General features: G+C 60.1%; 24 protein-coding genes and 1 pseudogene. 16 read left to right on the forward strand and 9 right to left on the reverse strand.

The window, feature by feature from the left end; genetic code table 11:
* Positions 1 to 751 precede the first annotated feature (751 nt).
* Positions 752 to 1,075: a DUF6124 family protein gene (locus PspS34_RS10405; RefSeq protein ID WP_057715485.1), complete on the forward strand. Its 324-nt coding sequence runs from the start codon at positions 752 to 754 to the stop codon at positions 1,073 to 1,075.
* A 168-nt stretch (positions 1,076 to 1,243) separates the two neighbouring features.
* Here the strand turns inward: PspS34_RS10405 and PspS34_RS10410 are convergent, their stop codons facing one another.
* Together PspS34_RS10410 and ppnN are read right to left on the reverse strand one after the other, a co-directional pair.
* Positions 1,244 to 1,684: an NUDIX domain-containing protein gene (locus PspS34_RS10410; protein WP_154862400.1), complete on the reverse strand. Its 441-nt coding sequence runs from the start codon at positions 1,682 to 1,684 to the stop codon at positions 1,244 to 1,246.
* 89 nt (positions 1,685 to 1,773) lie between these two features.
* Complete coding sequence (gene ppnN / locus PspS34_RS10415; protein ID WP_057715483.1) at positions 1,774 to 3,147, reverse strand: nucleotide 5'-monophosphate nucleosidase PpnN; 1,374 nt, start codon at positions 3,145 to 3,147, stop codon at positions 1,774 to 1,776.
* 233 nt (positions 3,148 to 3,380) lie between these two features.
* Between ppnN and PspS34_RS10420 the strand changes: the two genes are divergently transcribed.
* Both PspS34_RS10420 and PspS34_RS10425 read left to right on the forward strand, forming a co-directional pair.
* A complete protein-coding gene (locus PspS34_RS10420; protein ID WP_154862401.1) occupies positions 3,381 to 3,908 on the forward strand; it encodes a DUF3087 family protein in 528 nt (175 codons plus the stop codon).
* Between the two features lie 84 nt (positions 3,909 to 3,992).
* Positions 3,993 to 5,537, forward strand: a complete 1,545-nt coding sequence (locus PspS34_RS10425) for a sensor domain-containing diguanylate cyclase (RefSeq protein WP_154862402.1) — start codon at positions 3,993 to 3,995, stop codon at positions 5,535 to 5,537.
* 40 nt (positions 5,538 to 5,577) lie between these two features.
* Here the strand turns inward: PspS34_RS10425 and PspS34_RS28895 are convergent.
* The 5 genes and pseudogenes from PspS34_RS28895 to PspS34_RS10450 form a co-directional block, all read right to left on the reverse strand.
* Positions 5,578 to 6,227 (reverse strand): annotated as a pseudogene (locus PspS34_RS28895) (LysR family transcriptional regulator).
* Between the two features lie 109 nt (positions 6,228 to 6,336).
* Positions 6,337 to 8,001 (reverse strand): condensation domain-containing protein, encoded by a 1,665-nt coding sequence (locus tag PspS34_RS10435; RefSeq protein ID WP_159389669.1) that lies wholly within the window; start codon positions 7,999 to 8,001, stop codon positions 6,337 to 6,339.
* A 191-nt stretch (positions 8,002 to 8,192) separates the two neighbouring features.
* Positions 8,193 to 8,558 carry a DUF2784 domain-containing protein gene (locus PspS34_RS10440; RefSeq protein WP_102672564.1) on the reverse strand — a complete coding sequence of 122 codons (366 nt, stop codon included), beginning with the start codon at positions 8,556 to 8,558 and terminating at the stop codon, positions 8,193 to 8,195.
* A gap of 60 nt (positions 8,559 to 8,618) precedes the next feature.
* Positions 8,619 to 9,494, reverse strand: coding sequence for a 4-hydroxy-tetrahydrodipicolinate synthase (gene dapA / locus PspS34_RS10445; protein WP_159389670.1), 876 nt, complete (start codon positions 9,492 to 9,494; stop codon positions 8,619 to 8,621).
* 285 nt (positions 9,495 to 9,779) lie between these two features.
* A complete protein-coding gene (locus tag PspS34_RS10450) occupies positions 9,780 to 10,715 on the reverse strand; it encodes a sensor domain-containing diguanylate cyclase (RefSeq protein ID WP_090457832.1) in 936 nt (311 codons plus the stop codon).
* Between the two features lie 167 nt (positions 10,716 to 10,882).
* On the opposite strand from PspS34_RS10450, the gene PspS34_RS10455 reads away from it, so the two are divergent.
* The 3 genes from PspS34_RS10455 to PspS34_RS28260 all read left to right on the forward strand — a co-directional run bounded on the left by PspS34_RS10455 (position 10,883) and on the right by PspS34_RS28260 (position 12,103).
* Positions 10,883 to 11,581 (forward strand): AzlC family ABC transporter permease, encoded by a 699-nt coding sequence (locus PspS34_RS10455; protein WP_007978998.1) that lies wholly within the window; start codon positions 10,883 to 10,885, stop codon positions 11,579 to 11,581.
* The gene (locus PspS34_RS10460) at positions 11,581 to 11,892 is read left to right on the forward strand and encodes an AzlD domain-containing protein (RefSeq protein WP_167362889.1); all 312 of its coding nucleotides are present in this window, start codon (positions 11,581 to 11,583) and stop codon (positions 11,890 to 11,892) included. Before PspS34_RS10455 ends, PspS34_RS10460 begins: the two co-directional genes overlap by 1 nt.
* A 64-nt stretch (positions 11,893 to 11,956) precedes the next feature.
* Positions 11,957 to 12,103, forward strand: a complete 147-nt coding sequence (locus PspS34_RS28260; protein WP_167362858.1) for a hypothetical protein — start codon at positions 11,957 to 11,959, stop codon at positions 12,101 to 12,103.
* Between the two features lie 159 nt (positions 12,104 to 12,262).
* Here PspS34_RS28260 and PspS34_RS10465 read toward each other — a convergent pair whose 3' ends face one another.
* Positions 12,263 to 12,943 (reverse strand): SOS response-associated peptidase family protein, encoded by a 681-nt coding sequence (locus PspS34_RS10465; protein WP_154862405.1) that lies wholly within the window; start codon positions 12,941 to 12,943, stop codon positions 12,263 to 12,265.
* A 207-nt stretch (positions 12,944 to 13,150) separates the two neighbouring features.
* On the opposite strand from PspS34_RS10465, the gene PspS34_RS10470 reads away from it, so the two are divergent.
* Positions 13,151 to 14,050: a polysaccharide deacetylase family protein gene (locus PspS34_RS10470; protein ID WP_057715475.1), complete on the forward strand. Its 900-nt coding sequence runs from the start codon at positions 13,151 to 13,153 to the stop codon at positions 14,048 to 14,050.
* A gap of 217 nt (positions 14,051 to 14,267) precedes the next feature.
* Here the strand turns inward: PspS34_RS10470 and PspS34_RS10475 are convergent, their stop codons facing one another.
* On the reverse strand, positions 14,268 to 15,155 hold the full coding sequence (locus PspS34_RS10475; RefSeq protein WP_057715474.1) for a LysR family transcriptional regulator: 888 nt from the start codon (positions 15,153 to 15,155) through the stop codon (positions 14,268 to 14,270).
* Between the two features lie 124 nt (positions 15,156 to 15,279).
* Here PspS34_RS10475 and PspS34_RS10480 point away from each other — a divergent pair, with 124 nt between their 5' ends.
* The 9 genes from PspS34_RS10480 (at position 15,280) to PspS34_RS10520 (ending at position 23,788) form a co-directional block, all read left to right on the forward strand.
* Positions 15,280 to 16,428: a muconate cycloisomerase family protein gene (locus tag PspS34_RS10480; RefSeq protein ID WP_174245512.1), complete on the forward strand. Its 1,149-nt coding sequence runs from the start codon at positions 15,280 to 15,282 to the stop codon at positions 16,426 to 16,428.
* Between the two features lie 10 nt (positions 16,429 to 16,438).
* Positions 16,439 to 16,729, forward strand: a complete 291-nt coding sequence (catC, locus tag PspS34_RS10485) for a muconolactone Delta-isomerase (protein WP_008053771.1) — start codon at positions 16,439 to 16,441, stop codon at positions 16,727 to 16,729.
* Between the two features lie 53 nt (positions 16,730 to 16,782).
* On the forward strand, positions 16,783 to 17,712 hold the full coding sequence (gene catA / locus PspS34_RS10490; RefSeq protein ID WP_057715471.1) for a catechol 1,2-dioxygenase: 930 nt from the start codon (positions 16,783 to 16,785) through the stop codon (positions 17,710 to 17,712).
* A gap of 216 nt (positions 17,713 to 17,928) precedes the next feature.
* Positions 17,929 to 18,888, forward strand: coding sequence for an AraC family transcriptional regulator (locus PspS34_RS10495; RefSeq protein WP_057715470.1), 960 nt, complete (start codon positions 17,929 to 17,931; stop codon positions 18,886 to 18,888).
* Positions 18,889 to 19,124: 236 nt separating this feature from the next.
* Positions 19,125 to 20,489, forward strand: coding sequence for a benzoate 1,2-dioxygenase large subunit (benA, locus tag PspS34_RS10500; RefSeq protein WP_057715469.1), 1,365 nt, complete (start codon positions 19,125 to 19,127; stop codon positions 20,487 to 20,489).
* The gene (gene benB / locus PspS34_RS10505) at positions 20,486 to 20,974 is read left to right on the forward strand and encodes a benzoate 1,2-dioxygenase small subunit (protein WP_102672557.1); all 489 of its coding nucleotides are present in this window, start codon (positions 20,486 to 20,488) and stop codon (positions 20,972 to 20,974) included. The genes benA and benB overlap by 4 nt, the downstream gene beginning before the upstream one ends.
* 10 nt (positions 20,975 to 20,984) lie before the next feature.
* Entirely contained in the window at positions 20,985 to 21,998 is a 1,014-nt protein-coding gene (benC, locus tag PspS34_RS10510; RefSeq protein ID WP_159389671.1) for a benzoate 1,2-dioxygenase electron transfer component BenC, read from the forward strand.
* Positions 21,999 to 22,273: 275 nt separating this feature from the next.
* Positions 22,274 to 23,047, forward strand: coding sequence for a 1,6-dihydroxycyclohexa-2,4-diene-1-carboxylate dehydrogenase (locus PspS34_RS10515; protein WP_154947541.1), 774 nt, complete (start codon positions 22,274 to 22,276; stop codon positions 23,045 to 23,047).
* Between the two features lie 42 nt (positions 23,048 to 23,089).
* Positions 23,090 to 23,788, forward strand: coding sequence for an alpha/beta hydrolase (locus PspS34_RS10520; RefSeq protein ID WP_057715465.1), 699 nt, complete (start codon positions 23,090 to 23,092; stop codon positions 23,786 to 23,788).

The following is a 23,788-nucleotide window of genomic DNA, read 5'->3' on the forward strand; positions in this document are numbered from 1 at the left end:
GGCGAGTCCCTTTTGTCAAACGACACAAAAGGAACCAAAAAGTCTCGCCCCTTACGTACGGCCCCTCGCTGAGGCTCGGGGTTCCTTCGCTCCGGCATTCATCCGGGGGCATCGCCCTCCGGTTTGCTTCGCTGCACCTACATGCAATGTGTTCGACTGCGTCGAACGGCGCTGCGCGCCAATCCCCGGATGAACACCTCCACTCAGCCTGCCGAGGGGGCGGGTGGATCAAGATCAAGAGCTGCAGGCGAGCTAACGCTCGGCCTGATGAGTGGTGAGAAGCGACGCGGTGGTGCGGGATGCTCTGCTTTTTGCTCTTCTGTGGGAGCGAGCTTGCTCGCGATGGCGGTCTTACAACCAACGATAATCCGTTGGCTCACACCACAGGAATTTGTGGATGTCAGAGGCGGCTGTAGGACCAGGAGTGAGGCTACACCGCCTTGCGTCGTTGCCTACATCTACGCCAGAATCCGCCGGCTTGTGGGCCTTGGACCCTGATTCTATCGTTGCCGGGTCGCTGCAAATTCAGCGATCGGGTTTCGCAGCCCAGGTTAATCAAGGCGCTCAGCGCCACCGTTTCCTTGCAGTTGGCGCTTTTGTTCGCCCACTGTTTTGCGTTATGGCGGCTGTGCGCGGGAGACTTTCGGGTCTGCCGGGTTCCTTGATTCCCGGTCTGCGAACCCGCGTATGGCCGCCACCTTCTTCGCTTCGCAGCGAATTGTGGCGGCTCCATCAATCAAGGAGCTTCGTCATGGTCAAACCCACGCCAAATCCCCCCGAATCAAAAGCCGATACCAGTCAGCGTGCATCAACTCTCCACCTGAAACCTGCCATCCTCAAAAGCATCGCCCCCCACAATCCCAGCACGATGTTCGTCATCGCCCCGAACATCGACACCGAAACCCTGTTGGCCCACGCCTGTGAATCGCTGGCTTCAGCAAGCGTGATGGCGACTGATTTCGCCACGTTTCTGGACGGCCCGCAACGCAGCATGCTGTTGGGCATCCAGCAGGTGATCATGCTGGCCGACCTGGCGGTCAACCGCGCTCTGGATAATGTTGCCCCATTGGACTAAACACAGAACCTTTGTGGCGAGGGGGCTTGCCCCCGTTGGGCTGCGCAGCGGCCCCAAAATCAGGCAATGCGGTTTTTCAGGCTGACCGCGCTGAGTGGATTTGCGACTGCTGCGCAGCCGAACGGGGGCAAGCCCCCTCGCCACAGGGGTTGTGTTGGCTTGCACGCTTCAGGCGTTTTCCAGCATCGTGATCAACTGCTCCGGCCACACCGTTTCTCGGGTCTCTTGCAGCTCTGCCACCGACCACCATTTATGGTCAGCCATTACTCGGACTTCGTTAGCCGTCCATCCCTCACGGGACAGGTGTTCACTGTCGGTACGAACCACGAAATAGCGCTCAACGGACAACACCGTTTCGCCGCTTGGCAGCATCATCGGAAAACTGCGTTCTGCAACGCTCGGACCCACCGTGTCGATGAGTAAACCCGTCTCTTCAAACAGTTCACGAACCGCCGCAGCCTCGAAGGATTCACCCTGCTCAAGCCCCCCACCGGGTGTCGCCCAGTGGCTTTGGCCAGCGAGGGCATCGTTTTTGTGTTGGAAGTGAAACAGCAGAACCTGTTGCGAGGGATTGATCACCAGCAGTCTGGCGGAATTACGTTGGCGCATTTTTTTCTTTCCATAGAGTGCCGCGAACCGCAGCTTTCACTGCGGCTCGCGACGGTAAAGCTCATGTTGGCGTTATTACACCGAAAGGGTTATGCCACCACCCGATAACACGGCACATACGCCGCGCCGCCCGGCAGTTTCATCCGGTGCTGGGCGACGAAGGCTTTGAGCAGCAGGTCCAGCGGTTGCATGATCGCCGCGTCGCCACGGATCTGGTACGGCCCGTGTTCTTCGATCAGGCGGATGCCCTTGTCCTTGACGTTGCCGGCGACGATGCCGGAGAACGCGCGGCGCAGGTTCGCTGCCAGTTCGTGGGACGGCAGGTCGAGGCTCAGTTTCAGGTTGGCCATGTTTTCGTGGGTCGGGTCGAACGGGCGCTGGAAGCCTTCGTCGATTTTCAGCAGCCAGTTGAAGTGGAACGCGTCGTTGCGCTCGCGGCGGAACTGCTTGACCGCCTTGAGGCCCTGGGTCATCTGCCGCGCCACTTCGGCCGGGTCATCGATGATGATCTGGTAGTGCTGCTTGGCGGTTTCGCCCAGGGTCGCACCGACGAATGCGTCCAGTTGTTCCAGGTACGGCGCGGCGTGTTTCGGCCCGGTGAGGATGACCGGGAAGGGCAGGCCTTCATTGCCCGGGTGCATCAGGATGCCCAGCAGGTACAGGAACTCTTCGGCCGTACCGGCGCCGCCCGGGAAAATGATGATGCCGTGGCCGACACGGACGAAGGCTTCCAGGCGTTTTTCGATGTCCGGCAGGATCACCAGTTCGTTGACGATCGGGTTCGGCGCCTCGGCGGCGATGATTCCGGGTTCGGTCAGGCCCAGGTAGCGGCCGCCGTGGATGCGTTGCTTGGCGTGGGCGATGGTGGCGCCTTTCATCGGGCCTTTCATCACGCCGGGGCCGCAACCGGTGCAGATGTCCAGGCTGCGCAGGCCCAGTTCGTGGCCGACTTTCTTGGTGTATTTGTATTCTTCGGTGTTGATCGAGTGCCCGCCCCAGCACACCACGATCTTCGGCTCGACGCCAGGACGCAGGGTGCGGGCGTTGCGCAGCAGGTGGAAGACGTAATCGCTGATGCCCTGGGAGCTGCTCAGGTCGATGCGTTGGCTGTCGAGTTCGTTTTCGGTGTAGACGATGTCACGCAGGGCGCTGAACAGCATTTCCCGGGTGCTGGCGATCATTTCACCGTCGACGAAGGCGTCGGCCGGGGCGTTCAGCAGTTCCAGGCGCACGCCACGGTCCTGCTGGTGAATGCGGATTTCAAAATCCTTGTAGGCTTCAAGGATGGTCTTGGCGTTGTCGACATGGGCGCCGGTGTTGAGGATGGCCAGGGCGCACTGGCGGAAGAGGGTGTAGGTGCTGCCGGAACCGGCTTCGCTCAATTGCTGGACTTCCCGTTGCGAGAGTGTTTCCAGGCTGCCTTTGGGACTGACGGAGGCGTTGATAACTTGGCGTTGGGTCATTCAATGATCCTTAAAACGATGTCATTCACACAACAACAACGAATGGCATCCGAATAATGTGTATTCATGAAAGAAGATGGCACGAACTGCGCTGTCTCGCCATGTCCCTGCTTGACGATGAAAAGATGAAAAGGAGCCCCAGCATAGCTAAATCCTGCGCAGAGGCGATAATGGCCCGCAGTCTTTTTGCCTCAGACCCCTTTTTACCATTGAAGCTCAGGAAACCCGACGCAATGTTCGAAATCCAGCCGATGAACGCCCAGACCTACCGGCAACAGACCCGGCGCAGCACGGTCATCATTGCCCTGATCTTTCTGGCGCTGGCGATGGTGCTGTCCACGGCGGCGGTGGCTCTGTTCGGCACGCCGGGAGGCGACAATCTGCGCTTCAATGCCGGTGGCGTGTTCGTTGCGGTGCTGGCGATGGCAGCGTTGATGCGCAAGGTGTTCTGGCGCCAGGAATGGATGGCGCCGGCGGTCTACAGTTGGCAACTCAAGCGCAGCCTGATGAGCGTTACCAATGTCATGCATCATGTAACGACGGCCGTGGAAAAGGGCGATCCGGTTGCGATGAAGCTGTTGCGTTTCTACCATTTGGGGTTGAACCAGATGCATCAACTCGATGGCAACTCCAGCGACCACGGCCAGTTGCTCCGCGAAATGGATCAGCACAAGGAACGAATGCAAGCGCTGGGCATCGACACCGAACAGACGCGACTGGATCCGGCGTGGCTGGAGGCGGTAAAGCAGGCGTCGCGCTAACATCATTGCGAGCCTGTATCAGGCATAGTCAGCAAAAGAGGCGATCAGGAAGAATCGCCCTGTCACAGACAATCAGGGAGCACCATGGGACATCCATCGATCAACGATCATATTGAAATGCTCCGGCCAGCCGTGCCCCGGCTCAAGGTCCGCTCGGCGGTGATCCTGCTGCTCGCAGTGTGCCTGTCGATGGTGGCTATCGTGATCTGGGAAGCCTGGAGCTCGCGCCAGTACTACCTGCATGACAAGGAAGTGACGATGTCCAACCTTGCGCAGACCCTGGCATCGCAAGCGCAGGCAACGATCAAGCAGGCCGACACACTGTTGTTCACCCTGGTCGATCGGCTGGAGCACGAGGGTGTGGATCAATCCCGGCTGCCGGCATTGCTCAATGCCCAGCGCAGTGAGTTGAGTCAGCTCCATGGCGTGTTCGTTTTCGACGAAAAAGGGCAATGGATCGCCAATTCCAACGGCGCCGGCCAAACCGGCGTCAACAATTCCGACCGCGAATACTTCACCTTCCATCGCGATAACCCCAGCCGTGGGCCGCACATCGGGCCGTCGATCAAGAGCCGTTCGAGCGGTGAATGGATCATGACGGTTTCGCGCCGGTTCAATCATCCCGACGGCAGCTTTGCCGGGGTGGCGGTGGCGACGATTTACCTCAGCCATTTCCTGCAGCTCTACGACAGCATCGACATGGGCAGTAACGGCGTGATCAACCTGATCGCCGACAATGCCAGCATTGTCATTCGCAGACCCTTCAAGGAGGCGGACATCGGCACCAGCCTCGCCAAGAGCCCGTTGTTCACCCAGTTGTTGCCCAAGGGCGACGCGGGGACGGCGACGATCAGGTCGATCATCGACGGTGTCGAGCGGGTGATAGGGTATCGCCGGGTCGAGGGTTATCCGCTGATCGTTTTTACCGCGTTGAACAAGGATGAGGTGCTCGGCAGCTGGCGCAAGGAGACGCTGCTCAGCACCGGCATCGTCACGCTGTTGCTGGGTTTTCTCGGGGTACTGGGGTTTCGGCTTATCAAACTGATGAAACAGCAGAACCTGGTGCAGGTCGAGTTGCTGGACACCCAGGACAAGCTCCTGGAGGTCAATCGCAACCTCGAAGGCCTGGCCCTCAAGGACGCGCTGACGGGGCTGGCCAACCGCCGTCAGCTCGATGCTTTCATCGATGCCGAAATGGGCCGTGCCCGACGCAGCCAGTCCGAATTGGCGCTGTTGATGATTGATGTCGACCATTTCAAACCGTTCAACGACCGCTACGGCCACCTGGCCGGTGACGAGTGTTTGCGCAAGGTCAGTGCGATCATCACGGACAGCATCAAGCGTCCCGGTGACCTGGCCGCCCGCTATGGTGGCGAAGAGTTTGCCGTGGTGCTGCCCGGCAGCGACTATGTGGGGGCATTTCTGGTGGCGGAGAAAATCCGCCGTGCGGTACTGCAGGCCGACATTGCCCACAGTGACAGCCCGGAAGGCACCGTGACTGTCAGTGTCGGCGTCTGTGCCAGCAATGCCGCGTCCCCGGTCCGCCCCGAAGACCTGATTGGTGCGGCAGACAAGGCGCTGTACGTGGCCAAGGCCAGTGGGCGAAACATGAGCGTGATCGCCAACTGAACGTCGGGCGTCAGACAAACCGGTCCGTTCCCTGGACCAGTCAGGTAGCCAGGTACGATTTCTTCAGCTGCTCCAGCCACCAGCCCAGGGCGCGACCGTCATGGTCGCCACGCCAACCGGCGTACAGGATGTTCGGCTCTCGGGGGCGGCCATCGGCTTTTCAACCAGCGTGCCGTTTTCAGCAGCGAGCCAACCCGGTTCCTGAGCAGCCAGCCCACCACCAGTGCATTGCACTTGGCGAGGATTTTTGCGCGCATGGTCCGCGCGGCCTTCGCGCAGGGCCTCCCCAGGCTCCTTTGAGCACTTCCTGGGTTATGCGCAGCGATACGCCGGATTGTGCAGTGCGTCGAGTTCGTCGATCACCGGAATCAAGGTCTCGAACTCCAGCAGTTCGTCGGTGACGATCCACAAGCGGCTCTCCCAGCCATAGGCGACTTGCTGGACCCGTTGGGTCGGGCGCGAGACGTCCTGCATCAGCCGCGCCGCTTCGTTGACCAGCAGCTCGCCTGCCGGGGTCAGTTGCAAACGGTAGCGGCGGCGGTCGAACAGCAATGCATCGAAGCGTTCCTCCAGTTGCCACGCCGCATAGGACACGGTCGACAGCGCTTTGCCCAGGTGTGCCGCCGCCCGCGACAGGTTGCCGGTTTCACGGATGGCCTCGAGCAGCGCCGGGTCTTCTGTCGACAGCATGTGCAAAATTCTTGAGGGGCCATACGGTATCTACAGAAGAATATGCGTTCCCTGTGTTCCGTATGCGGCAATAAAGATCGCGACCATCCCCACAAGGGCCACTACGCGATTATTGCTGCAACCCGGTTGCCTGGTTACCGGTGCCTTCCTGGTTGAAGTTGGTGCTGTCGCCGAGAAGTACGCCGGGTGGGATGGCAAGTAACTCATTCAATACCTGCTTGAAACTGACCAACAGGGCTTGCACACAATCTTCAGAAATGGCGTCACGGTAGTAGGAAAGACTACCGACCAATCCGCTTTCGGTACGTAGTGTGTTAAGCGAAACATCGGTCTTGATCCCGCTGGATGGAACCCCGATACCGTGGAGCTGTGATGTGCCTAATTGGCGCTGCCGCGAGGGATAGTTATGGTGGTTATACCAATAGGGAAATCGGGAGCCGTAAGCGACAGCGCGGGGCGAGCAGTGCGCCTCAAAAATATGCGGCGGCAGCATGGCGTGGCCATAGGCATCCAACACGCAATGGTTGACCTGCTCCAGCAGCAACAGAGAAGGAGACCATTCACAAAGCCGGGGGCGAATCACCATGGGGTGAACAAAATACCCCACTACCGGCTCCAGGGCCGCGTCGGTCCGGTTAGCCACCGGAGAACGTACGTAGAGGTCGGTCGTGCCTGTGTTTCTGGCGAGAGAAACCAGGAACGCAGTGAGGATAACGGTATAAAGGCTGAAGCCCGTTCGGCTGCACAATTGCGCGATTGCGGGGTATTGCACATCCAGATTAAGCGGTAGAACGGCACTGCGATAGGTGAATTGCCGGGGCCGCTCAATAGCGCCGCGCAGTGGAAAGGGTTCGGGCAGTTGTTTCAGTGTCTTTTGCCAAAAATCGTTATGTTTATCCAGCAGGTTTTCAGCCAAACGTTGATGTTGGGCATCGGTATAATCTGCGTATTGCAGGCAGTATTTGGCTTTGTCAGGCACGCCGGTGGCGAGTAATGACTGATAGTGCGCGCAAAGCTGGTCCATCAGTACCGCACCTGACCAGCCATCGAATGCAATGTGATGGGCAGTGATGATCAGCACGTCGTCTGTCCCTTGGCATTCAAGGTAGGTTGCCCGGATCAACGGTGGATGTTTCAGGTCAAAAGCGGTCACTGTTTCTTCAGCGATCAGATCTGTCACGGTTCGGCTGATATCGCTTTCAAGCGCCAGGTTTATCAGGTGAAAAGGCAACGGGAACTCATCCAGGGCGTGTTGTGAACGACGCCACTGATCGTGAGCGTTGAATTCGAAACTGCAACGTAACGCCGGTTGCTGTTCAAGTACGGCGCCGAAGGCTTCGCGAACCCTGGCCACTGAACATTCGCCGCGAATGTAAAACGCCATCACCACATTTTCCAGATAGGCTGGGGTTTCGTTGGGCTTTTCAAGGATCTCGCGTTGAGCCAGTCCGGGCGTATCTTCACCTTCTCGCTTGCGCCAGACGTGGGCGTCCAGCAATAGGCTGTTTTCACTACCCTGGCGTGCGCTGCCGTTGAGCAGCCTCGTCTGCTGAGCCAGCGTCGGATGGTCGAAAATATCTTTGGGGGTCAGGTCAACATTGAACAGGTTGGCAATTTTGCCAAGCAGCATCATGACCGACAGGGAAGTCGCGCCGCATTCAAAAAAATGGCTGTCGGCCGAGATGGCCTGGTGGTTGAGGATTTCTTTCCAGATAGCTTGTAATCGATCGAATGTCGAAGCGTCGCCAGTGACTGACGGTGTGGTGCGACTCATGATGCCCCCTTTGCAGTTTAAATTTTCCGTAATAGGGGGGGTACTGTTGACGATTGTAGATGGATTGTTAAGTCGGATTTTTCCTGCGTTTTCAGCTCCTTTTCCATTTATCGAGTGAGTCGGTTCCTACAAATTAATCACCCGATTCAACTCTTTGCTCTGGAAAGGGAGCGGCCGCAGACTGCGATCCTTCAGAGGCACTTCCATTTCCTGAACACTCGAAGATAAACCAGCACATTGAGTGCCAGTACCACAGCGGCCAGCCACAGTTGAATAGCCGGCGTCAGCCCCGCCGGGTAAATCACCGGCCAAATGTAATGCTCGATGAATCCTCCGCCATAGCCGGTTTGCCCGGCGTCATGGCGCATGCGGTTTTCCCAGTCGGTCAGCGGGCAGGGCAGGTGGAAGAACTCCACCGCCATACCCCACAGCGCGGCCGGTGGGTGCCACCAGATCAGGTGGCGCCATTTGAGCACCAGCAACCCGCCGAACAACACAAACACGATGAACAGCAAGTGAAACAGCATCAGCCCGTCGGCGGCGATTCGGTACAGCATGTCGGTGCCCCTGAAGGCTGAACGAATCGCTCCATGTTACTCGGGCCGCAGGCCGTTGCTCTATCGATTGTCGCGGCCCAATGCGCTGAGCACACCCTTCAAACGCTCGGTCATCGGTTCACTGCTGCGTTGCATGGGCGTGCGCAGTTCGTCACCGATCAAGCCTTGCAGGGCCAGTGCGGTTTTCACCGGGGCCGGGTTGGGCTCCAGGAACAGGCTGTTGATCAGTGGCAGCAAACGGAAAAACGTGGCGCGGCCTTCGGCCAATTGGTTGTCGCGGATTTGCCGGTGCAACTGCACGAACAGTTCGGGATGGACATGCGCCGACGCGGCAATCGCACCTTTGGCGCCCAGGCACAGGGCATTGAAGATCTGGTTGTCTTCGCCGCACAGCACGTCGACAAGGCCGCTGTTGAGCAAGGCGAGGGTGTTGGAAAAATTACCGCCGCAATCCTTGATGGCGACGATCCGCTCGTGGGCGACGATGTTGAGCAGGGTCGCCTGTTCGAAGGTCACGCCGGTACGGTATGGGATGTCGTAGAGAATCAGCGGTACGCTGGAGGCATCGGCGACCGTGCGGAAAAACGCTTCGAGGCCGGCCTGGGAAGGGCGGATGTAATACGGTGCCGGCACCAGCAGGCCAGCCACCGGGCGCTTGAGGATCTCGCTCTGGAACTGCAACAACTCGGTCAGGTTGTTACCGGCCAGGCCCATGACCACCTGTTGCGCCGGCGCCAGTTCCAGCACCGCATCGAGCACCGCCAGTTGCTCATGCTTGCCCATCGCCGCCGGTTCGCCGGTGGTGCCGCAAACGATGAGACCGTCGACACCTTTTTCCAGCAGATGGCTGACCAGCCGGCGCAAGCCGACAAAATCGATGGCGCCGTTGTGGAATGGTGTGACCAGTGGAACCCAGATACCTTGAAACGCTGACATGCACTTTCTCCTGATGGTTGACCGAATTCGTCACCGTCAGGGGCATGGAAGGAGAGTAAGCAAGGGGAGGGTGGTCCGTCGCGCTCAATGTCCTGTCAGCTCATCTGACGGGACAGCGCGCCCCGGTCACATGAGCGACTGTTTCTTCGATTTGAGGGCGTGCGCAACGCAACCTTGCGCCTTGGCAATCAAGCCAATGACGGAAGAGTCGAGATTGAAGGTTGCGGACATACTTGCTTACACCCTGAGTGAGGCGCTCAGTTTTAAAAGCCGGCGCGCCGTTTGTCAATCACGAAAATCGGCGTACTCGGCGCGCATTCGGCCATTGTGCTTGGCCTTGTACAGCAGATGATCGACCTGTTCGACGAATTCCAGGGCCGTCGCGTGCATCGACGCCAGGGTGGTGCCAACGCCGAGGCTGATACTCAGCAGCTTCGACACGTTCGAGAATTCATGGGGGATCTGCTGCTGACGAATCAGGTGCAGACACTTGTGCGCCACCAGCCGCGCTGACTCGGCATCGGTTTCCGGCAGCAGCCAGACAAACTCTTCACCGCCGATCCGCGCAATGAAATCCCGTGGCCGGTTCGCCGCCAGGGACAAGGTTTGCGCAACGCGGCGCAGGCATTCGTCGCCCTTGATGTGGCCGTAATGGTCGTTGTACTGCTTGAAGTAGTCGATATCCAGCACGATCACCGACAATGGCAAGCCGGTGCGCTGGGCATTGTTCCACTCGCGCTCCAGCACGGTGTCGAACATGCGCCGGTTGGCGATGCCGGTCAGGCCGTCCTGGAAGGAATACTCTTCAAGCTGCTTTTGCAGGCGGATCAGGTGCTCTTCGGTTTTCTTGCGCTCGCTGATATCGAACATGAAACCTACCAGCGCCTCGACTTCGCCGTCCTTGCGCACCACATGCACCACATCGCGGATCCAGACGTACTCGCCGCTTTCGGTGAGTGCGCGATAGTCGGCCTCGTGATCGATACCGGCGCGCGATTGCGAGACGCAGAAGTCCATCACGTAGTCGCGGTCATCCGGATGCATGCGCTCGACCCAGTCATTGACCGACGCCCAGCTGTGCTGTTTCCAGCCCAGCAGTTCTTCGATCTGTGGCCCGATGTAGCTGAACGTCATGGTTTTCCAGTCGATGCGCCAGGGAATCGCCCGGGTCGATTCAAGCAGGGTTTTATAAACGTCGCTGTCGGTTTCCACTGAACTCATGAAGGGCCTGCCTCGATGAAAATGCAGGGCCATCATGTTGCTAGCACTTTGGCGAATCAAGCGGGCAGCCGATGAATGGCACGCCACGTATCAGTGAGCAAGATTGTTCAAGCCTTCGGCCGCGACTGCTGGCACAGTCTGGGGTCTATCCCTGTCTGTAGAACGTTATGTCCAACTCAATCATGCCGCGCAGTGCCTTTTTGCGCGGCGCAGCGGCGATCATGCCGTTGTCCCTGGCCACCGCGCCCTGGGGCTTGCTGGCCGGTTCCATGGCCATCGAAGCCAACCTCACGCCCCTGCAAGGCCAGGGCCTGTCGAGCATTGTGTTTGCCGGTGCCGCGCAACTGGTGGCCATCGGCATGCTCAAGGGCGGTGCCGGGATTTTTTCGATCTTGCTGACCACGCTGCTGCTGACCTCCCAGCATTTGCTCTACGGGATGAGCATGCGCTCGGTGATTTCGCCATTGCCGGGGCGCTGGCGCGCGGGCCTGGGGTTCTTGCTCACCGATGAGTTGTTCGCCCTGACCAGCCAGCACGACAAACAGCAGTTCAACCGCTGGTACGCCCTGGGCGTGGGCCTGACGTTCTACATCGCCTGGAACCTGTTCACCCTGGCGGGCATTGTGCTCGGCAGCAGCATTCCCGGCCTTGAACACCTGGGCCTGGATTTCTCCATCGCGGCGACCTTCATCGCCCTGATCACCCCGGTGGTGCGCAATGTGCCGACCGTGGTGTGCGTGGCGGTGTCACTGTTCTGCTCGGTGCTGTTCAGCTACTGGCAATGGGGCTCGGCGCTGGTGCTGTCGGGGCTGGCGGGCATGACCGCCGGGTTTGTCTGCAATAAATTCTACGGTGGACGCACATGATGGTCTGGGCAGTGATTATCGGAATGGGCGTGTTGGTGTTCCTCAACCGCTATGTTTTTCTGGAACCGCGACTGCCGCTACGCTTGAGCAGCAATGCCCGGCAGTTCCTCGGGTTTGCCGTACCGGGCATGTTGACCGCCATCTGCGGGCCGATTGTGTTCATGCCGGAAAAACAGCTGAATCTGCACTGGGACAATCCCTATCTGATCAGCTCGCTGGTGGCGGTCGGGCTGGTGCTCTACACGCGCAATACGTTGCTCAGCATGCTGTTGAGCATGGGCTTCTTCTTTTTGCTGCGCTGGTGGCTCTGAGCGGGGCAGGGGAACTGATCTAAGCTTAAGTTGATGACCGATCCCTTCAGGATGAGAGGTGAACATGGCCAATGAACCCAAGCAACCGGACCCGGAAGAAGATGAGGACGAACCCACGGAAGAAGAGATTGAGCAGCAGAAACGTTCGGTACCGGACTGGAAGCATCCTGACGACGGTAAGGAACTGTCAGAGCCTGACCGCAAGTTCTGAGCAGCACGGGAATACAACGAAGCCCCGCCATTGAGCGTAATGCTGCTGTAGGAGCGAGCTTGCTCGCGATGGTCGTTAACGATTACGCGTGTTTACTGGCTAAACGCGGCGCTCTTGAGTCCATCGCGAGCAAGCTCGCTCCTACAGCGGTTGATCAGTTCATGGGACTTCCTTGATCAGCGTGGCGCCCTGGTTCCTGACATTGCCAACGGCCCTGTCGACCTTGTACCACTCGAATACATCGCTGGCCTCGCCTTGGGATAACGCCATTTCCTCGGCTCGCTCCCTGGGCGTGGCCGGGTCCAGCCATTCCCGCGCCAGTTCGGGTGAGAACACCACCGGTCGGCGGTCATGCACGTCAAGCATGCCGCCCGCGCTGTCGGCCGTCAGAATGACGAAACCGTCGTGCTCCCTGTGGGGCGCTCCACCGATGGGGTACTGGCCGATGGCCGCGCAGAAAACCGGGGCGCGGTCCCGTCGCCGAATCAGCCACGGTTGTTTGTTGGCCTCGCCGGTGTCGACCCATTCGAACCAGTTATCAATCGGGCAGATCGCGCGATGGGGCCAGATCGCCCGAAAGTACGGGCCGTGGGCGACTTTCTCGACCCGGGCATTGACCGGCTCCACGCGATCCGTCGCCCAGTGCGGTCGCCAACCCCAACGCACGGCATCGGCGTGCAGGCGCTCATTCTCCAGGTGCAGCAGGGCGAGTTGCGTGGTGGGGGCGGCGTTATAGTGCCCCAGGGGTTCGTTGCCGACGCGATTGATCAGCGCATCGGGGATGCTCAGCACCGCTACGAAGTCGTGGATTCCACGGTATTGCGACAGTCGTCCGCACATGGCCTGACACTCCGGTTAAGACGCTCCGACCGAAGCTTTGAGTTTAGTTGCTCGTGGCGAAACGGGCCTGGCAAGCACCGGAACCAAACCCTGTGTACCCTATCCAACCTCGGCCCGTCGTCTGGATGCGGGCCGACGACGGATGAGCGGGCGAAGGATCCTTGCCCATTGAAGTATCGACCGTGATGGTCTGGCCCAAGGCAAAAGATGAAACGATTGTTCAAGTGTTTAACGGTGTGCGCCCTGGCAGTGGGTTTGTTCGGCTGTATCGCCGCACCCATCGAAATGACTCCGCGGACCGAGCAGCGTTTGCAGGCGCAACCCCCCATCCGGTTTCTGCTGACCTTCGATGACGGCCCCAGTGCCTCGAGTTGGTGGAATCCGACCGTCACTGTATTGGAGAGCCTGGCGCAAAACCCGCTGCAATCGGACATCAAGGCCGTGTTCTTCGTGCAAACCCGCGCTCCGCGAGCCGGTGGCAGCGAATTGGGCCGGGACATCATGCGTCGTGAACATGCCGAAGGTCATATCCTGGGCTTTCACACGGCAACACCCCGGCACACCAATCATCGTTCCCTTGACCCACCCGTGTTGGAGCAGGCCCTCACCGATGGCAGCGCCGACATCGCTGCGATTACCGGCGCTGCGCCAACCCTGTTGCGCCCGCCATTCTGGAACTACGACAAACGCACCTTCGCCGCTTATCAGCGGCATGGCCTGCATGTACTGCTCACCGACTTGAGCGCCAATGACGGCAAGATCTGGGGCTTCAACGCCAGCCCCCGGCGCCGGTCGCACATGCTGCGCTCGATGTCCGAAGTTCGCGAGCGCATTGCCCGCGGCGAGTTGCCGGTGGTCGATGGCGTGATTCCGGTGGTGGTGACCTTCCACGACCTCAACCGCTATACCGCCCGGCATACCCGCGAATACCTGCAGATTCTGCTCGACAGCGCCCGGGAGACCGGGGTGAAAACCGCCGACAAGCCGTTTTACGACGATCAGGCTGCGTTACAGCGGGCGGCCATGGCGCGCACCGTGCGCGACGGTTCGCAGCCAGTCGAATTGCCGGGGTTCTGGAACTGGATCTGGGGCGGGAACACCCGTTAGACGCTTGCAGAAATGAGAACTGGATCGCACTCATTGCGAATTTCACCGGGCGGGTTGCGGGCTGCCCCAGGTTCCCAGTGAACACTGACCTGTGGCGAGGGGGCTTGCCCCCGTTGGGGCGCGCAGCGGCCCTAAAACCATCTCAGCTTGCGACGGCTGCGCCGCCGAACGGGGGCAAGCCCCCTCGCCACAGGTGATTATCGCCTGTTCTATTGCCTTACGCTGCTGGTGGCAGCAGCTCATCAATCATCCGCAAACAATGGTTCAACCCCGGCGATACATCGCCCACCCGTCGGCTGAGAATGATCGGCGAGGTGGCGTTGTCTTCCAGCAGCGGGGTGAAGCCGATGTCGTCGCGGTGCAGCAACTGCACCGAGGCCGGTACCAGCGTGACGCCGATTCCCGCCCCCACCAACCCGATCGCCGTTTGCAGTTCGTTGGTCCATTGCGCGACGTGGATGCTCACGCCGTAGGACTCGAACAGGGCAATCACATGGTCGGCGTAACTCGGCCTTGGATTGCCGGGGTACAGCACAAAGGGTTCCTTGGCCAGTTCCCGCAAACTGATGGGCCCTGCGAGCAACGGATGCCCGGCGGGCAGGGCGGCGACCAGGCGGTCTTCGGTGAGCACGGTCTGGACGATGGCCGGGTCGTCGATACGGATTCGACCGAAACCGATATCGATGCGCCCGGCCTTCAACGCCTGCACCTGTTGCAGGGTGGTCATTTCAGAAAGCCCCAGCTCCAGCTCCAGCGGCTCGCCACTGCGTAACCGGCGGATCAGTTCCGGCAGCACGCCATACAGTGTCGACGGCGCAAAGCCGATACCCAGCCAGGTTTTCTCACCCAACCCGATGCGCCGGGTGTTGTCGCAGACCTTGTTCAGTTGTTCGAGCAGGGCGGTGGAGTGTTCGTGGAAAAACCGCCCGGCGTCGGTCAACTTCAGCGGTCGGCCGCGCTCGAGCAGCATCACTCCCAGTTCGTCCTCCAGTTGCTGGATCTGCCGACTCAAGGGCGGCTGGGCGATGTGAAGCAACTCGGCCGCGCGGGTGAAGTTGAGGGTTTGAGCCAATACCTGGAAGTAACGCAGGTGCCGCAGTTCCATGGGGCCTCCAGTCAATCAGTTGCATACCTTTAAGGTATCAAGTCAGACCAATTCTATATTGGCTTCAGGAAAAAAGCCGTACGAGAATCGATTCCAGAACTTCAAGAACCTGACGGGTATCGAAATGCTTGCAACAGCCATTGAGTCGATCGAGACGATCATCGTCGATCTGCCAACCATCCGCCCGCACAAGCTGGCGATGCACACCATGCAGAACCAGACCCTGGTGATCATCCGCGTGCGTTGCGCCGACGGCATCGAAGGCATCGGCGAATCCACCACCATCGGTGGTCTGGCTTACGGCAATGAAAGCCCGGACAGCATCAAGACCAACATCGACACGCACTTCGCGCCACTGTTGATCGGCCAGGACAGCAACAACGTCAACGCTGCCATGTTGCGCCTGGAGCGCAGCATTCGTGGCAACACCTTCGCCAAATCCGGTATTGAAACCGCACTGCTCGATGCCTTGGGCAAACGCCTCGGCCTGCCGGTCAGCGAATTGCTTGGCGGTCGTGTTCGCGATGCGCTGCCCGTGGCCTGGACCCTGGCCAGCGGCGACACCGAGAAGGACATCGCCGAAGCGGAAAAAATGCTCGACCTGCGTCGCCACCGCATCTTCAAACTGAAGATCGGCGCCGGGGAGGTCAACCGCGACCTGGCCCACGTCATCGCCATCAAGAAGGCCCTGGGTGACCGCGCCAGCGTGCGGGTCGACGTCAATCAGGCCTGGGACGAAGCGGTGGCGCTGCGGGCCTGCCGGATCCTCGGCACCAACGGCATCGACCTGATCGAACAGCCGATCTCGCGCAACAACCGCGCCGGCATGGCTCGCCTCAACGCGATGAGCCCGGCGCCGATCATGGCCGACGAATCCATCGAATGCGTGGAAGATGCGTTCAACCTGGCCCGCGAAGGCGCAGCTTCGGTGTTCGCCCTGAAAATTGCCAAGAATGGTGGCCCACGTGCCGTATTGCGCACCGCCTCCATCGCTGAAGCGGCCGGTATTGCCCTGTACGGCGGCACCATGCTTGAAGGTGGCCTGGGCACCATGGCCTCGGCCCATGCCTTCGTCACCCTGAACAAGCTGGCGTGGGACACCGAACTGTTCGGCCCGTTGCTGCTGACCGAAGACATTCTCAGCGAACCGCTGGTGTATCGCGATTTTGAACTGCACGTGCCGAAAACGCCGGGCCTGGGCCTGAGCCTGGATGAAGAGCGCCTGGCGTTCTTCCGCCGCGACAAGACATCCACCGCCATTCATCAAGCCTGAGGAGAGCATTATGCTGTTCCACGTAAAAATGACCGTGAATCTGCCGGTCGACATGAATCCCGAAGCGGCAGCCAAACTCAAGGCTGACGAGAAAGCCCTGGCCCAGCGCCTGCAAGAGCAGGGCAAGTGGCGCCACCTGTGGCGCATCGCCGGGCACTACGCCAACTACAGCGTGTTCGATGTCGACAGCGTTCAGGAACTGCATGACCTGCTGATGCAATTACCGCTGTTCCCGTACATGGCCATCGAAATCGACGCGATGTGCCGGCATCCTTCTTCCATCCGTGACGATGACCGCTGAGCCCAGCCTGTTCAGCGCTACGCTAATAATTACAAGATGAGGAACCCTTCAAAATGAACGTCAAGATTTCCCACACTGCCGAAGTCCAGAAATTTCTCGAAGAGGCCAGCGGCCTGCTCAACGATGCCGGCAACCCACGGACCAAGGCATTGGTCTATCGCATCCTGCGTGATTCGGTGAACATCATCGAAGACCTGGCCGTGACCCCGGAAGAGTTCTGGAAAGCCGTCAACTACCTCAACGTGCTGGGCGCTCGCCAGGAAGCCGGGCTGGTGGTGGCCGGTCTCGGTCTGGAGCACTACCTCGACCTGCTGATGGACGCCGAAGACGAGCAGGCCGGCAAGTCCGGCGGCACCCCGCGCACCATCGAAGGCCCGCTGTACGTGGCGGGTGCGCCGCTGTCGCAAGGCGAAGCGCGTCTGGACGACGGCGTCGATCCGGGTGTGACCCTGTTCATGCAAGGCCGCGTGTTCAACACCGCTGGCGAACCCCTGGCCGGTGCCGTGGTAGACGTCTGGCACGCCAATACCGGTGGCACCTACTCGTACTTCGACACCACGCAATCGGAATTCAACCTGCGTCGCCGTATCGTGACCGACGCCGAAGGCCGCTATCGTTTCCGCAGCATCGTGCCGTCGGGCTACGGCTGCCCACCGGACGGTCCGACCCAGCAACTGCTCGATCAACTGGGTCGTCATGGCCAGCGTCCGGCGCACGTGCACTTCTTCATTTCCGCGCCGGATCATCGCCACCTGACCACCCAGATCAACCTTGACGGCGATCAATACCTGCACGACGATTTCGCCTACGCCACCCGTGACGAACTGATCGCCAAAATCACCTTCAGCGACGATCAGCAGCGCGCGGCGGCCCATGGTGTGAGCGGTCGCTTTGCCGAAATCGACTTCGATTTCACCCTGCAGTCGTCGGCCCAGCCTGAAGAACAGCAGCGCCACGAGCGGGTTCGCGCACTCGAGGACTGATTGTCCTGATTCCCTGTAGGAGCGAGCCTGCTCGCGATGGACGTTAACGATAACGCCGGGTGCCTGATTCCCCGCGGCGTCCTCAAGTCCATCGCGAGCAGGCTCGCTCCTACAGGTTTCATTGAGAAGGCCCACAGGTCAGTCCACTGATACACCGCTGCAAGTACTGCCTTAGAATGCCCCGACGCAACCTATAACAACAACGAGAGTGACCCGATGATGCAAGCTCAACTGTTGAGTCAGCGCAGCAGAGTGTTCGACCATGCCGACCCCTATGCGGTGTCGGGCTACGTCAATCAGCACGTCGGTAATCACTGCATTCTCATGCCACGTGCCGGCAGCCCGCTGGCCAGCCTTGACCATCGCAAGTTCGCCAGCCTCGACCTGTGCCGCATTAGCTACGGTGCCAGTGTGCGGGTGACGTCCGGTGCGCTGGACAGCATCTATCACCTGCAAGTGCTGCTGCGCGGCAATTGCCTGTGGCGTGGCCACGGCCAGGAACATTACTTCGCTCCCGGCGAATTGCTGCTGATCAATCCTGACGATCCGGTGGACTTGACGTACTCCGCCGATTGCGAAAAATTCATCCTCAAAGTCCCGACCCGCTTATTTGAATCGGTCTGCGATGAGCAGCGCTGGCGTTATCCGGGGCAGGGCGTGCGGTTTCTGGAAAACCGTTATCAGCTCGATGAACTGGAAGGCTTCGTCAACCTGTTGGCGATGATCTGCCAGGAGGCCGAATCCACCGAGCAGATCCCCAGGGTCCAGGAGCATTACACGCAGATCATCGTCAGCAAGATGCTCAGCTTGATGAAAACCAACGTCAGCCGCCTCGAACTGGGCTCGCAGACGGCCACGTTCGAGGCGATTGCCGACTACATCGCCAATAACCTCAAGCAGGACATCGACAGCGAAGAGCTGGCGCGCCAGGCCCACATGAGCCTGCGCTCGTTGTACGGATTGTTCGAGCGAAATGCCGGCCTTACGCCGAAAAACTATCTACGCCAGAAACGCCTGGAACGCATCAACGCTTGCCTGAGCGATCCAACCTGCAACGTGCGCAACGTCACCGAAGTGGCAATGGATTACGGCTTCCTGCACCTGGGCCGGTTCTCCGACAGCTACCGCAAGCAGTTCGGCGAATTGCCGTCCGATACCCTCAAGCGCCGGCATTGAGGCGCCAGCAATGGCTCCCGATCTACTGTAGGAGCGAGCCTGCTCGCGATGGAGGTCAACGATGACGCGGGGAACCTGACACCCCGCAGTGCTCTCAGGTTTTTCGCGAGCAAGCTCGCTCCTACAAAAAACACACTGCACAAAACGGATAAAGGTCTGCACTGCGCGGATATTCCAGCCTGACCCCCCGTCCTAGCATGACCCCTGCCTGAACAATAACAATGGAGGCGGCGGCCATGACCCTGCGACCCGAATATTTGCATTCCCTGCTTGAAGACGATCCCGAGCAAGGCCTCTATCGCTGCAAGCGCGAGATGTTCACCGACCCCCGGTTGTTCGATCTGGAGATGGAACACATCTTCGAAGGCAACTGGCTGTATCTGGCCCACGAAAGCCAGATCCCCAACATCAACGATTTCTACACCACCACCATGGGGCGCCAGTCGATCTTCATCGCGCGCAACAAGGACGGTGTGCTCAACGCCTTTATCAACGCCTGCAGCCATCGCGGCGCGACCCTGTGCCGGCACAAGTCCGGCAACAAGAGCTCCTACACCTGCCCGTTCCACGGCTGGACTTTCAACAACTCCGGCAAGCTGCTCAAGGTCAAGGACCCGGCCAACGCCGGATACCCGTCGAGTTTCAACTGCGAAGGCTCCCACGACCTGACCAAGGTTGCGCGGTTCGAGTCCTATCGCGGCTTCCTGTTCGGCAGCCTGAAAGCTGATGTGCTGCCACTGGTCGAACACCTGGGCGAGTCGGCGAAGATCATCGACATGATCGTCGACCAGTCAGCCGATGGCCTGGAAGTGCTGCGTGGCTCCTCCAGCTACATCTACGAAGGCAACTGGAAACTCACCGCCGAGAACGGCGCCGATGGCTACCACGTCAGCTCCGTGCACTGGAACTACGCGGCCACCCAGAACCAGCGCAAGCAGCGCGAAGCCGGCGACACCAACCCGACCATGAGCGCCGGCAGCTGGGCCAAGCAGGGCGGTGGTTTCTATTCCTTCGACAAGGGCCACATGCTGCTCTGGACCCGTTGGGCCAACCCCGAGGACCGTCCACTGTACGAGCGCCGCGATGAGCTGGCGCAAGACTTCGGCAAGGCCCGCGCCGACTGGATGATCGAGAACTCGCGCAACCTGTGCCTGTACCCCAACGTGTACCTGATGGACCAGTTCAGCTCGCAGATCCGCATTGCCCGGCCGATCTCGGTCAACCGCACGGAAATCACCATCTACTGCATCGCCCCCAAAGGCGAGAGCGACCACGCCCGTTCCAGCCGGATTCGCCAGTACGAGGATTTCTTCAACGTCAGCGGCATGGCCACGCCCGACGATCTGGAAGAGTTCCGCTCCTGTCAGACCAGCTACCAGGGCAGCGTCACCACCTGGAACGACATGTCCCGTGGCGCCGAACACTGGATCGAAGGTGCTGACGAGGCTGCAAAAGAAATCGACCTGCATCCGCTGCTCAGCGGCGTGCGCACCGAGGACGAAGGCCTGTTCGTGCTGCAACACAAGTACTGGCAGCAGACCATGCTCAAGGCATTGGCTGCCGAACAGTCGAAGCTGATCGCCGTGGAGGACGTGCAATGACCATTTCTTACGATGCCGTGCGCGATTTCCTCTACCGCGAGGCGCGCTACCTCGATGATCGTCAGTGGGACGAGTGGCTGGAGCTGTACGCCCCCGACGCGACATTCTGGATGCCGTCCTGGGACGATAACGACGAATTGACCGAAGACCCGCAGCGGGAAATCTCGCTGATCTGGTACGGCAACCGCACGGGCCTTGAAGACCGCGTCTTCCGCATCAAGACCGAGCGCTCCAGCGCCAGCGTGCCGGACACCCGCACCTCCCACAACATCAGCAACATCGAGCTGCTCGAACAGGCCGACGGACTGTGCAAGGTGCGCTTCAACTGGCACACCCTGAGTTTTCGCTACAAGACGGTCGACAGCTATTTCGGCAGCAGTTTCTACACCCTCGACGTGCGCGGTGAAAACCCGCTGATCCTGGCCAAGAAAGTGATTCTGAAGAACGATTACGTTCGCCAGGTCATCGATGTCTACCACTTGTGAGACTGCCGTCATGACCCATTCCATTGCGTTCAATTTTGAAGACGGCGTCACCCGGTTCATCGACGCCAACGTCGGCGAAACCGTGGCCGATGCCGCGTACCGCCAGGGCATCAACATCCCGCTGGACTGCCGCGACGGTGCTTGCGGTACCTGCAAGTGTTTTGCCGAAGCCGGCACCTACGATCTGGGCGAGGAGTACATCGAAGACGCCCTCAGCCCTGAAGAGGCCGAGCAGGGTTTTGTCCTGACCTGCCAGATGCGTGCGCAGAGCGATTGCGTGGTGCGCGTACCGACGTCCTCGCAGGTTTGCCGCACCCGTCAGGCCAGTTATGACGCGACCATCAGTGCCGTGCGCCAACTGTCCGACAGCACTATCGCGCTGTCGATCAAGGGCGAATCCCTGAGCAAACTGGCGTTCCTGCCGGGGCAATACGTGAACCTGGGGATTCCCGGCAGCGAGCAGACCCGTGCCTATTCGTTCAGTTCGTTGCAGCGCAACGGTGAGGTCAGTTTCCTGATCCGCAACGTGCCGGGTGGCCTGATGAGCAGCTTCCTCACCGGCATGGCCAAGGCCGGCGACTGCATGAGCCTGGCCGGTCCTTTGGGCAGCTTCTACCTGCGCGACATCCGTCGGCCGTTGTTGCTGCTGGCCGGTGGCACCGGGCTGGCGCCGTTCACCGCGATGCTGGAGAAGATCGCCGAGCAGGGCAGCGATCACCCGCTGCATCTGATCTACGGCGTGACCCACGATTTCGACCTGGTGGAACTCGACCGTCTCGAAGCCTTTGCCGCGCGCATCCCCAACTTCACCTTCAGCGCCTGCGTCGCCAGCCCCGAGAGCCAACACCCGCTCAAGGGCTATGTGACCCAGCACATCGAGCCCAGGCATTTGAACGATGGCGACGTCGACGTCTACCTGTGCGGCCCGCCGCCGATGGTCGAAGCCGTCAGCCGGTACATTGGCGAGCAAGGCATCAAGCCAGCAAATTTCTACTACGAAAAATTTGCCGCCAGCGCGGCGTGAGCCACGCATAAATACCCAATGTGGGAGCGAGCCTGCTCGCGAAGAGGCCGGAACATCCAGCATTGATATTGCCCCTGAGGCCGCTTTCGCGAGCAAGCCCGCTCCCACAGTTGGTAGCAGTCGTACACAAATGCTGTGCCCGACACAGGACTCATGTGGGAGCGGGCTTGCTCGCGAAGAGGCAGGAACATTCAACATCGATGTTGCCCGTGACACCGCTTTCGCGAGCAAGCTCGCTCCCACAGTTGAACGGCAACCTTCTTCATGAGGTACACATGAACAGATTTCACGAAAAAGTCGTCCTGATCACCGGCGCAGCCCAAGGTATCGGGCGGCGGGTGGCCGAGCGTATGGCCGCCGAAGGGGCGAAGCTGATCCTGGTGGATCGCTCCGACCTGGTGTTCGAAGTCCAGCAACAGTTGGCGCCAACCACCCAGGTACTGGCCCTGACCGCCGACCTTGAGCAATACGAGGAATGCAGTCGGGTGATGCAAACCGCCGTCGAGCGCTTCAGTCGCCTCGATGTGCTGGTCAATAACGTCGGCGGGACGATCTGGGCCAAGCCGTTCGAGCACTATGAAGCGTCACAGATCGAGGCCGAGGTTCGCCGTTCGCTGTTCCCGACCTTGTGGTGTTGCCATGCCGCGCTGCCGTTCATGTTGCAGCAGGGCAGCGGTGCGATCGTCAACGTTTCCTCCATCGCCACCCGCAGCCTCAACCGCGTGCCCTACGGTGCGGCAAAGGGTGGGGTCAATGCCTTGACCGCTTGTCTGGCATTCGAAACCGCCGGTCGCGGCGTGCGAGTCAATGCGACGGCGCCTGGTGGCACCGAAGCACCGCCGCGACGCATACCCCGCAATGGTGCCGAGCAGAGTGAGCAGGAAAAACTCTGGTACCAGCAGATCGTCGACCAGACCCTCGACAGCAGTTTGATGAAACGCTACGGCACCCTGGATGAGCAGGCGGGGGCTATTCTGTTTCTGGCCAGCGACGACGCGTCCTATATCACCGGCATGGTCATGCCCGTGGGCGGCGGCGATCAGGGCTGAGGCGAACGACAGACAACCCCATCGGCAAACGGAGTCATGGTGATGAGTGATAAACCCACGATCGTGCTGGTCCATGGTTTTTGGGGCGGCGCTGCCCACTGGAACAAGGTCATCGTTAAATTGGTCAGCCGTGGTGACACGCGCATTCGTGCCGTCGAGTTGCCGCTGACTTCGCTGGCCGATGATGCCGAGCGTACGCGCAAGATGGTCGCCCAGGTGCCCGGTCCGGTGCTGCTGGTGGGGCATTCCTATGGCGGCGCGGTGATCACCGAAGCGGGTGATTTGCCGAATGTGGTGGGCCTGGTGTACATCGCCGCATTCGCACCGGACGCCGGTGAAAGCCCCGGTGGCATCACGCAAAGGCATCTGCCGGCGGCGGCGGCCAACCTGGCTCCCGACAGCGACGGATACCTGTGGGTCAAGCCTGAGCTCTACCACGAAAGCTTCTGTCAGGACCTGCCGGCGACCGAAGGGTTGGTCATGGGTATCACCCAGAAAGCGCCGCTGGCGAGTACCTTCGGTGACACCATTGGCACGGTGGCCTGGAAGAAAAAGCCATCGTGGTATCAGATTTCGACCGCAGACCGGATGATCGCGCCACAGAACCAGCAATGGATGGCCGCGCGACTCAACGCCCGGGAGATCCTGACCTTGAATGCCAGCCACGCGTCATTGGCGTCGATGCCCGCCGAAGTGGCGGCCTTGATCGACAGGGCTGCGACGGCGTTGGCCAAAGGCTAG

The organism is Pseudomonas sp. S34 (genome assembly GCF_009866745.1).
Taxonomy (GTDB): Bacteria; Pseudomonadota; Gammaproteobacteria; order Pseudomonadales; family Pseudomonadaceae; genus Aquipseudomonas; species Aquipseudomonas jessenii.

Bases quoted from the DNA above. Each gene is read 5' to 3' on its own strand.
- PspS34_RS10470 (WP_057715475.1), top strand. From the start codon at position 13,151: ATGAAACGATTGTTCAAGTGTTTAACGGTGTGCGCCCTGGCAGTGGGT.
- catC (WP_008053771.1), top strand. From the start codon at position 16,439: ATGCTGTTCCACGTAAAAATGACCGTGAATCTGCCGGTCGACATGAAT.
- PspS34_RS10460 (WP_167362889.1), top strand. From the start codon at position 11,581: ATGGTCTGGGCAGTGATTATCGGAATGGGCGTGTTGGTGTTCCTCAAC.
- benC (WP_159389671.1), top strand. From the start codon at position 20,985: ATGACCCATTCCATTGCGTTCAATTTTGAAGACGGCGTCACCCGGTTC.
- PspS34_RS10435 (WP_159389669.1), bottom strand. From the start codon at position 8,001: ATGAGTCGCACCACACCGTCAGTCACTGGCGACGCTTCGACATTCGAT.
- PspS34_RS10465 (WP_154862405.1), bottom strand. From the start codon at position 12,943: ATGTGCGGACGACTGTCGCAATACCGTGGAATCCACGACTTCGTAGCG.
- PspS34_RS10520 (WP_057715465.1), top strand. From the start codon at position 23,090: ATGAGTGATAAACCCACGATCGTGCTGGTCCATGGTTTTTGGGGCGGC.
- benB (WP_102672557.1), top strand. From the start codon at position 20,486: ATGACCATTTCTTACGATGCCGTGCGCGATTTCCTCTACCGCGAGGCG.
- PspS34_RS10515 (WP_154947541.1), top strand. From the start codon at position 22,274: ATGAACAGATTTCACGAAAAAGTCGTCCTGATCACCGGCGCAGCCCAA.
- PspS34_RS10440 (WP_102672564.1), bottom strand. From the start codon at position 8,558: ATGCTGTACCGAATCGCCGCCGACGGGCTGATGCTGTTTCACTTGCTG.
- dapA (WP_159389670.1), bottom strand. From the start codon at position 9,494: ATGTCAGCGTTTCAAGGTATCTGGGTTCCACTGGTCACACCATTCCAC.
- benA (WP_057715469.1), top strand. From the start codon at position 19,125: ATGACCCTGCGACCCGAATATTTGCATTCCCTGCTTGAAGACGATCCC.
- ppnN (WP_057715483.1), bottom strand. From the start codon at position 3,147: ATGACCCAACGCCAAGTTATCAACGCCTCCGTCAGTCCCAAAGGCAGC.
- PspS34_RS28260 (WP_167362858.1), top strand. From the start codon at position 11,957: ATGGCCAATGAACCCAAGCAACCGGACCCGGAAGAAGATGAGGACGAA.
- PspS34_RS10455 (WP_007978998.1), top strand. From the start codon at position 10,883: ATGTCCAACTCAATCATGCCGCGCAGTGCCTTTTTGCGCGGCGCAGCG.
- PspS34_RS10425 (WP_154862402.1), top strand. From the start codon at position 3,993: ATGGGACATCCATCGATCAACGATCATATTGAAATGCTCCGGCCAGCC.
- PspS34_RS10475 (WP_057715474.1), bottom strand. From the start codon at position 15,155: ATGGAACTGCGGCACCTGCGTTACTTCCAGGTATTGGCTCAAACCCTC.
- PspS34_RS10405 (WP_057715485.1), top strand. From the start codon at position 752: ATGGTCAAACCCACGCCAAATCCCCCCGAATCAAAAGCCGATACCAGT.
- PspS34_RS10495 (WP_057715470.1), top strand. From the start codon at position 17,929: ATGATGCAAGCTCAACTGTTGAGTCAGCGCAGCAGAGTGTTCGACCAT.
- PspS34_RS10450 (WP_090457832.1), bottom strand. From the start codon at position 10,715: ATGAGTTCAGTGGAAACCGACAGCGACGTTTATAAAACCCTGCTTGAA.
- PspS34_RS10420 (WP_154862401.1), top strand. From the start codon at position 3,381: ATGTTCGAAATCCAGCCGATGAACGCCCAGACCTACCGGCAACAGACC.
- PspS34_RS10410 (WP_154862400.1), bottom strand. From the start codon at position 1,684: ATGCGCCAACGTAATTCCGCCAGACTGCTGGTGATCAATCCCTCGCAA.
- catA (WP_057715471.1), top strand. From the start codon at position 16,783: ATGAACGTCAAGATTTCCCACACTGCCGAAGTCCAGAAATTTCTCGAA.
- PspS34_RS10480 (WP_174245512.1), top strand. From the start codon at position 15,280: ATGCTTGCAACAGCCATTGAGTCGATCGAGACGATCATCGTCGATCTG.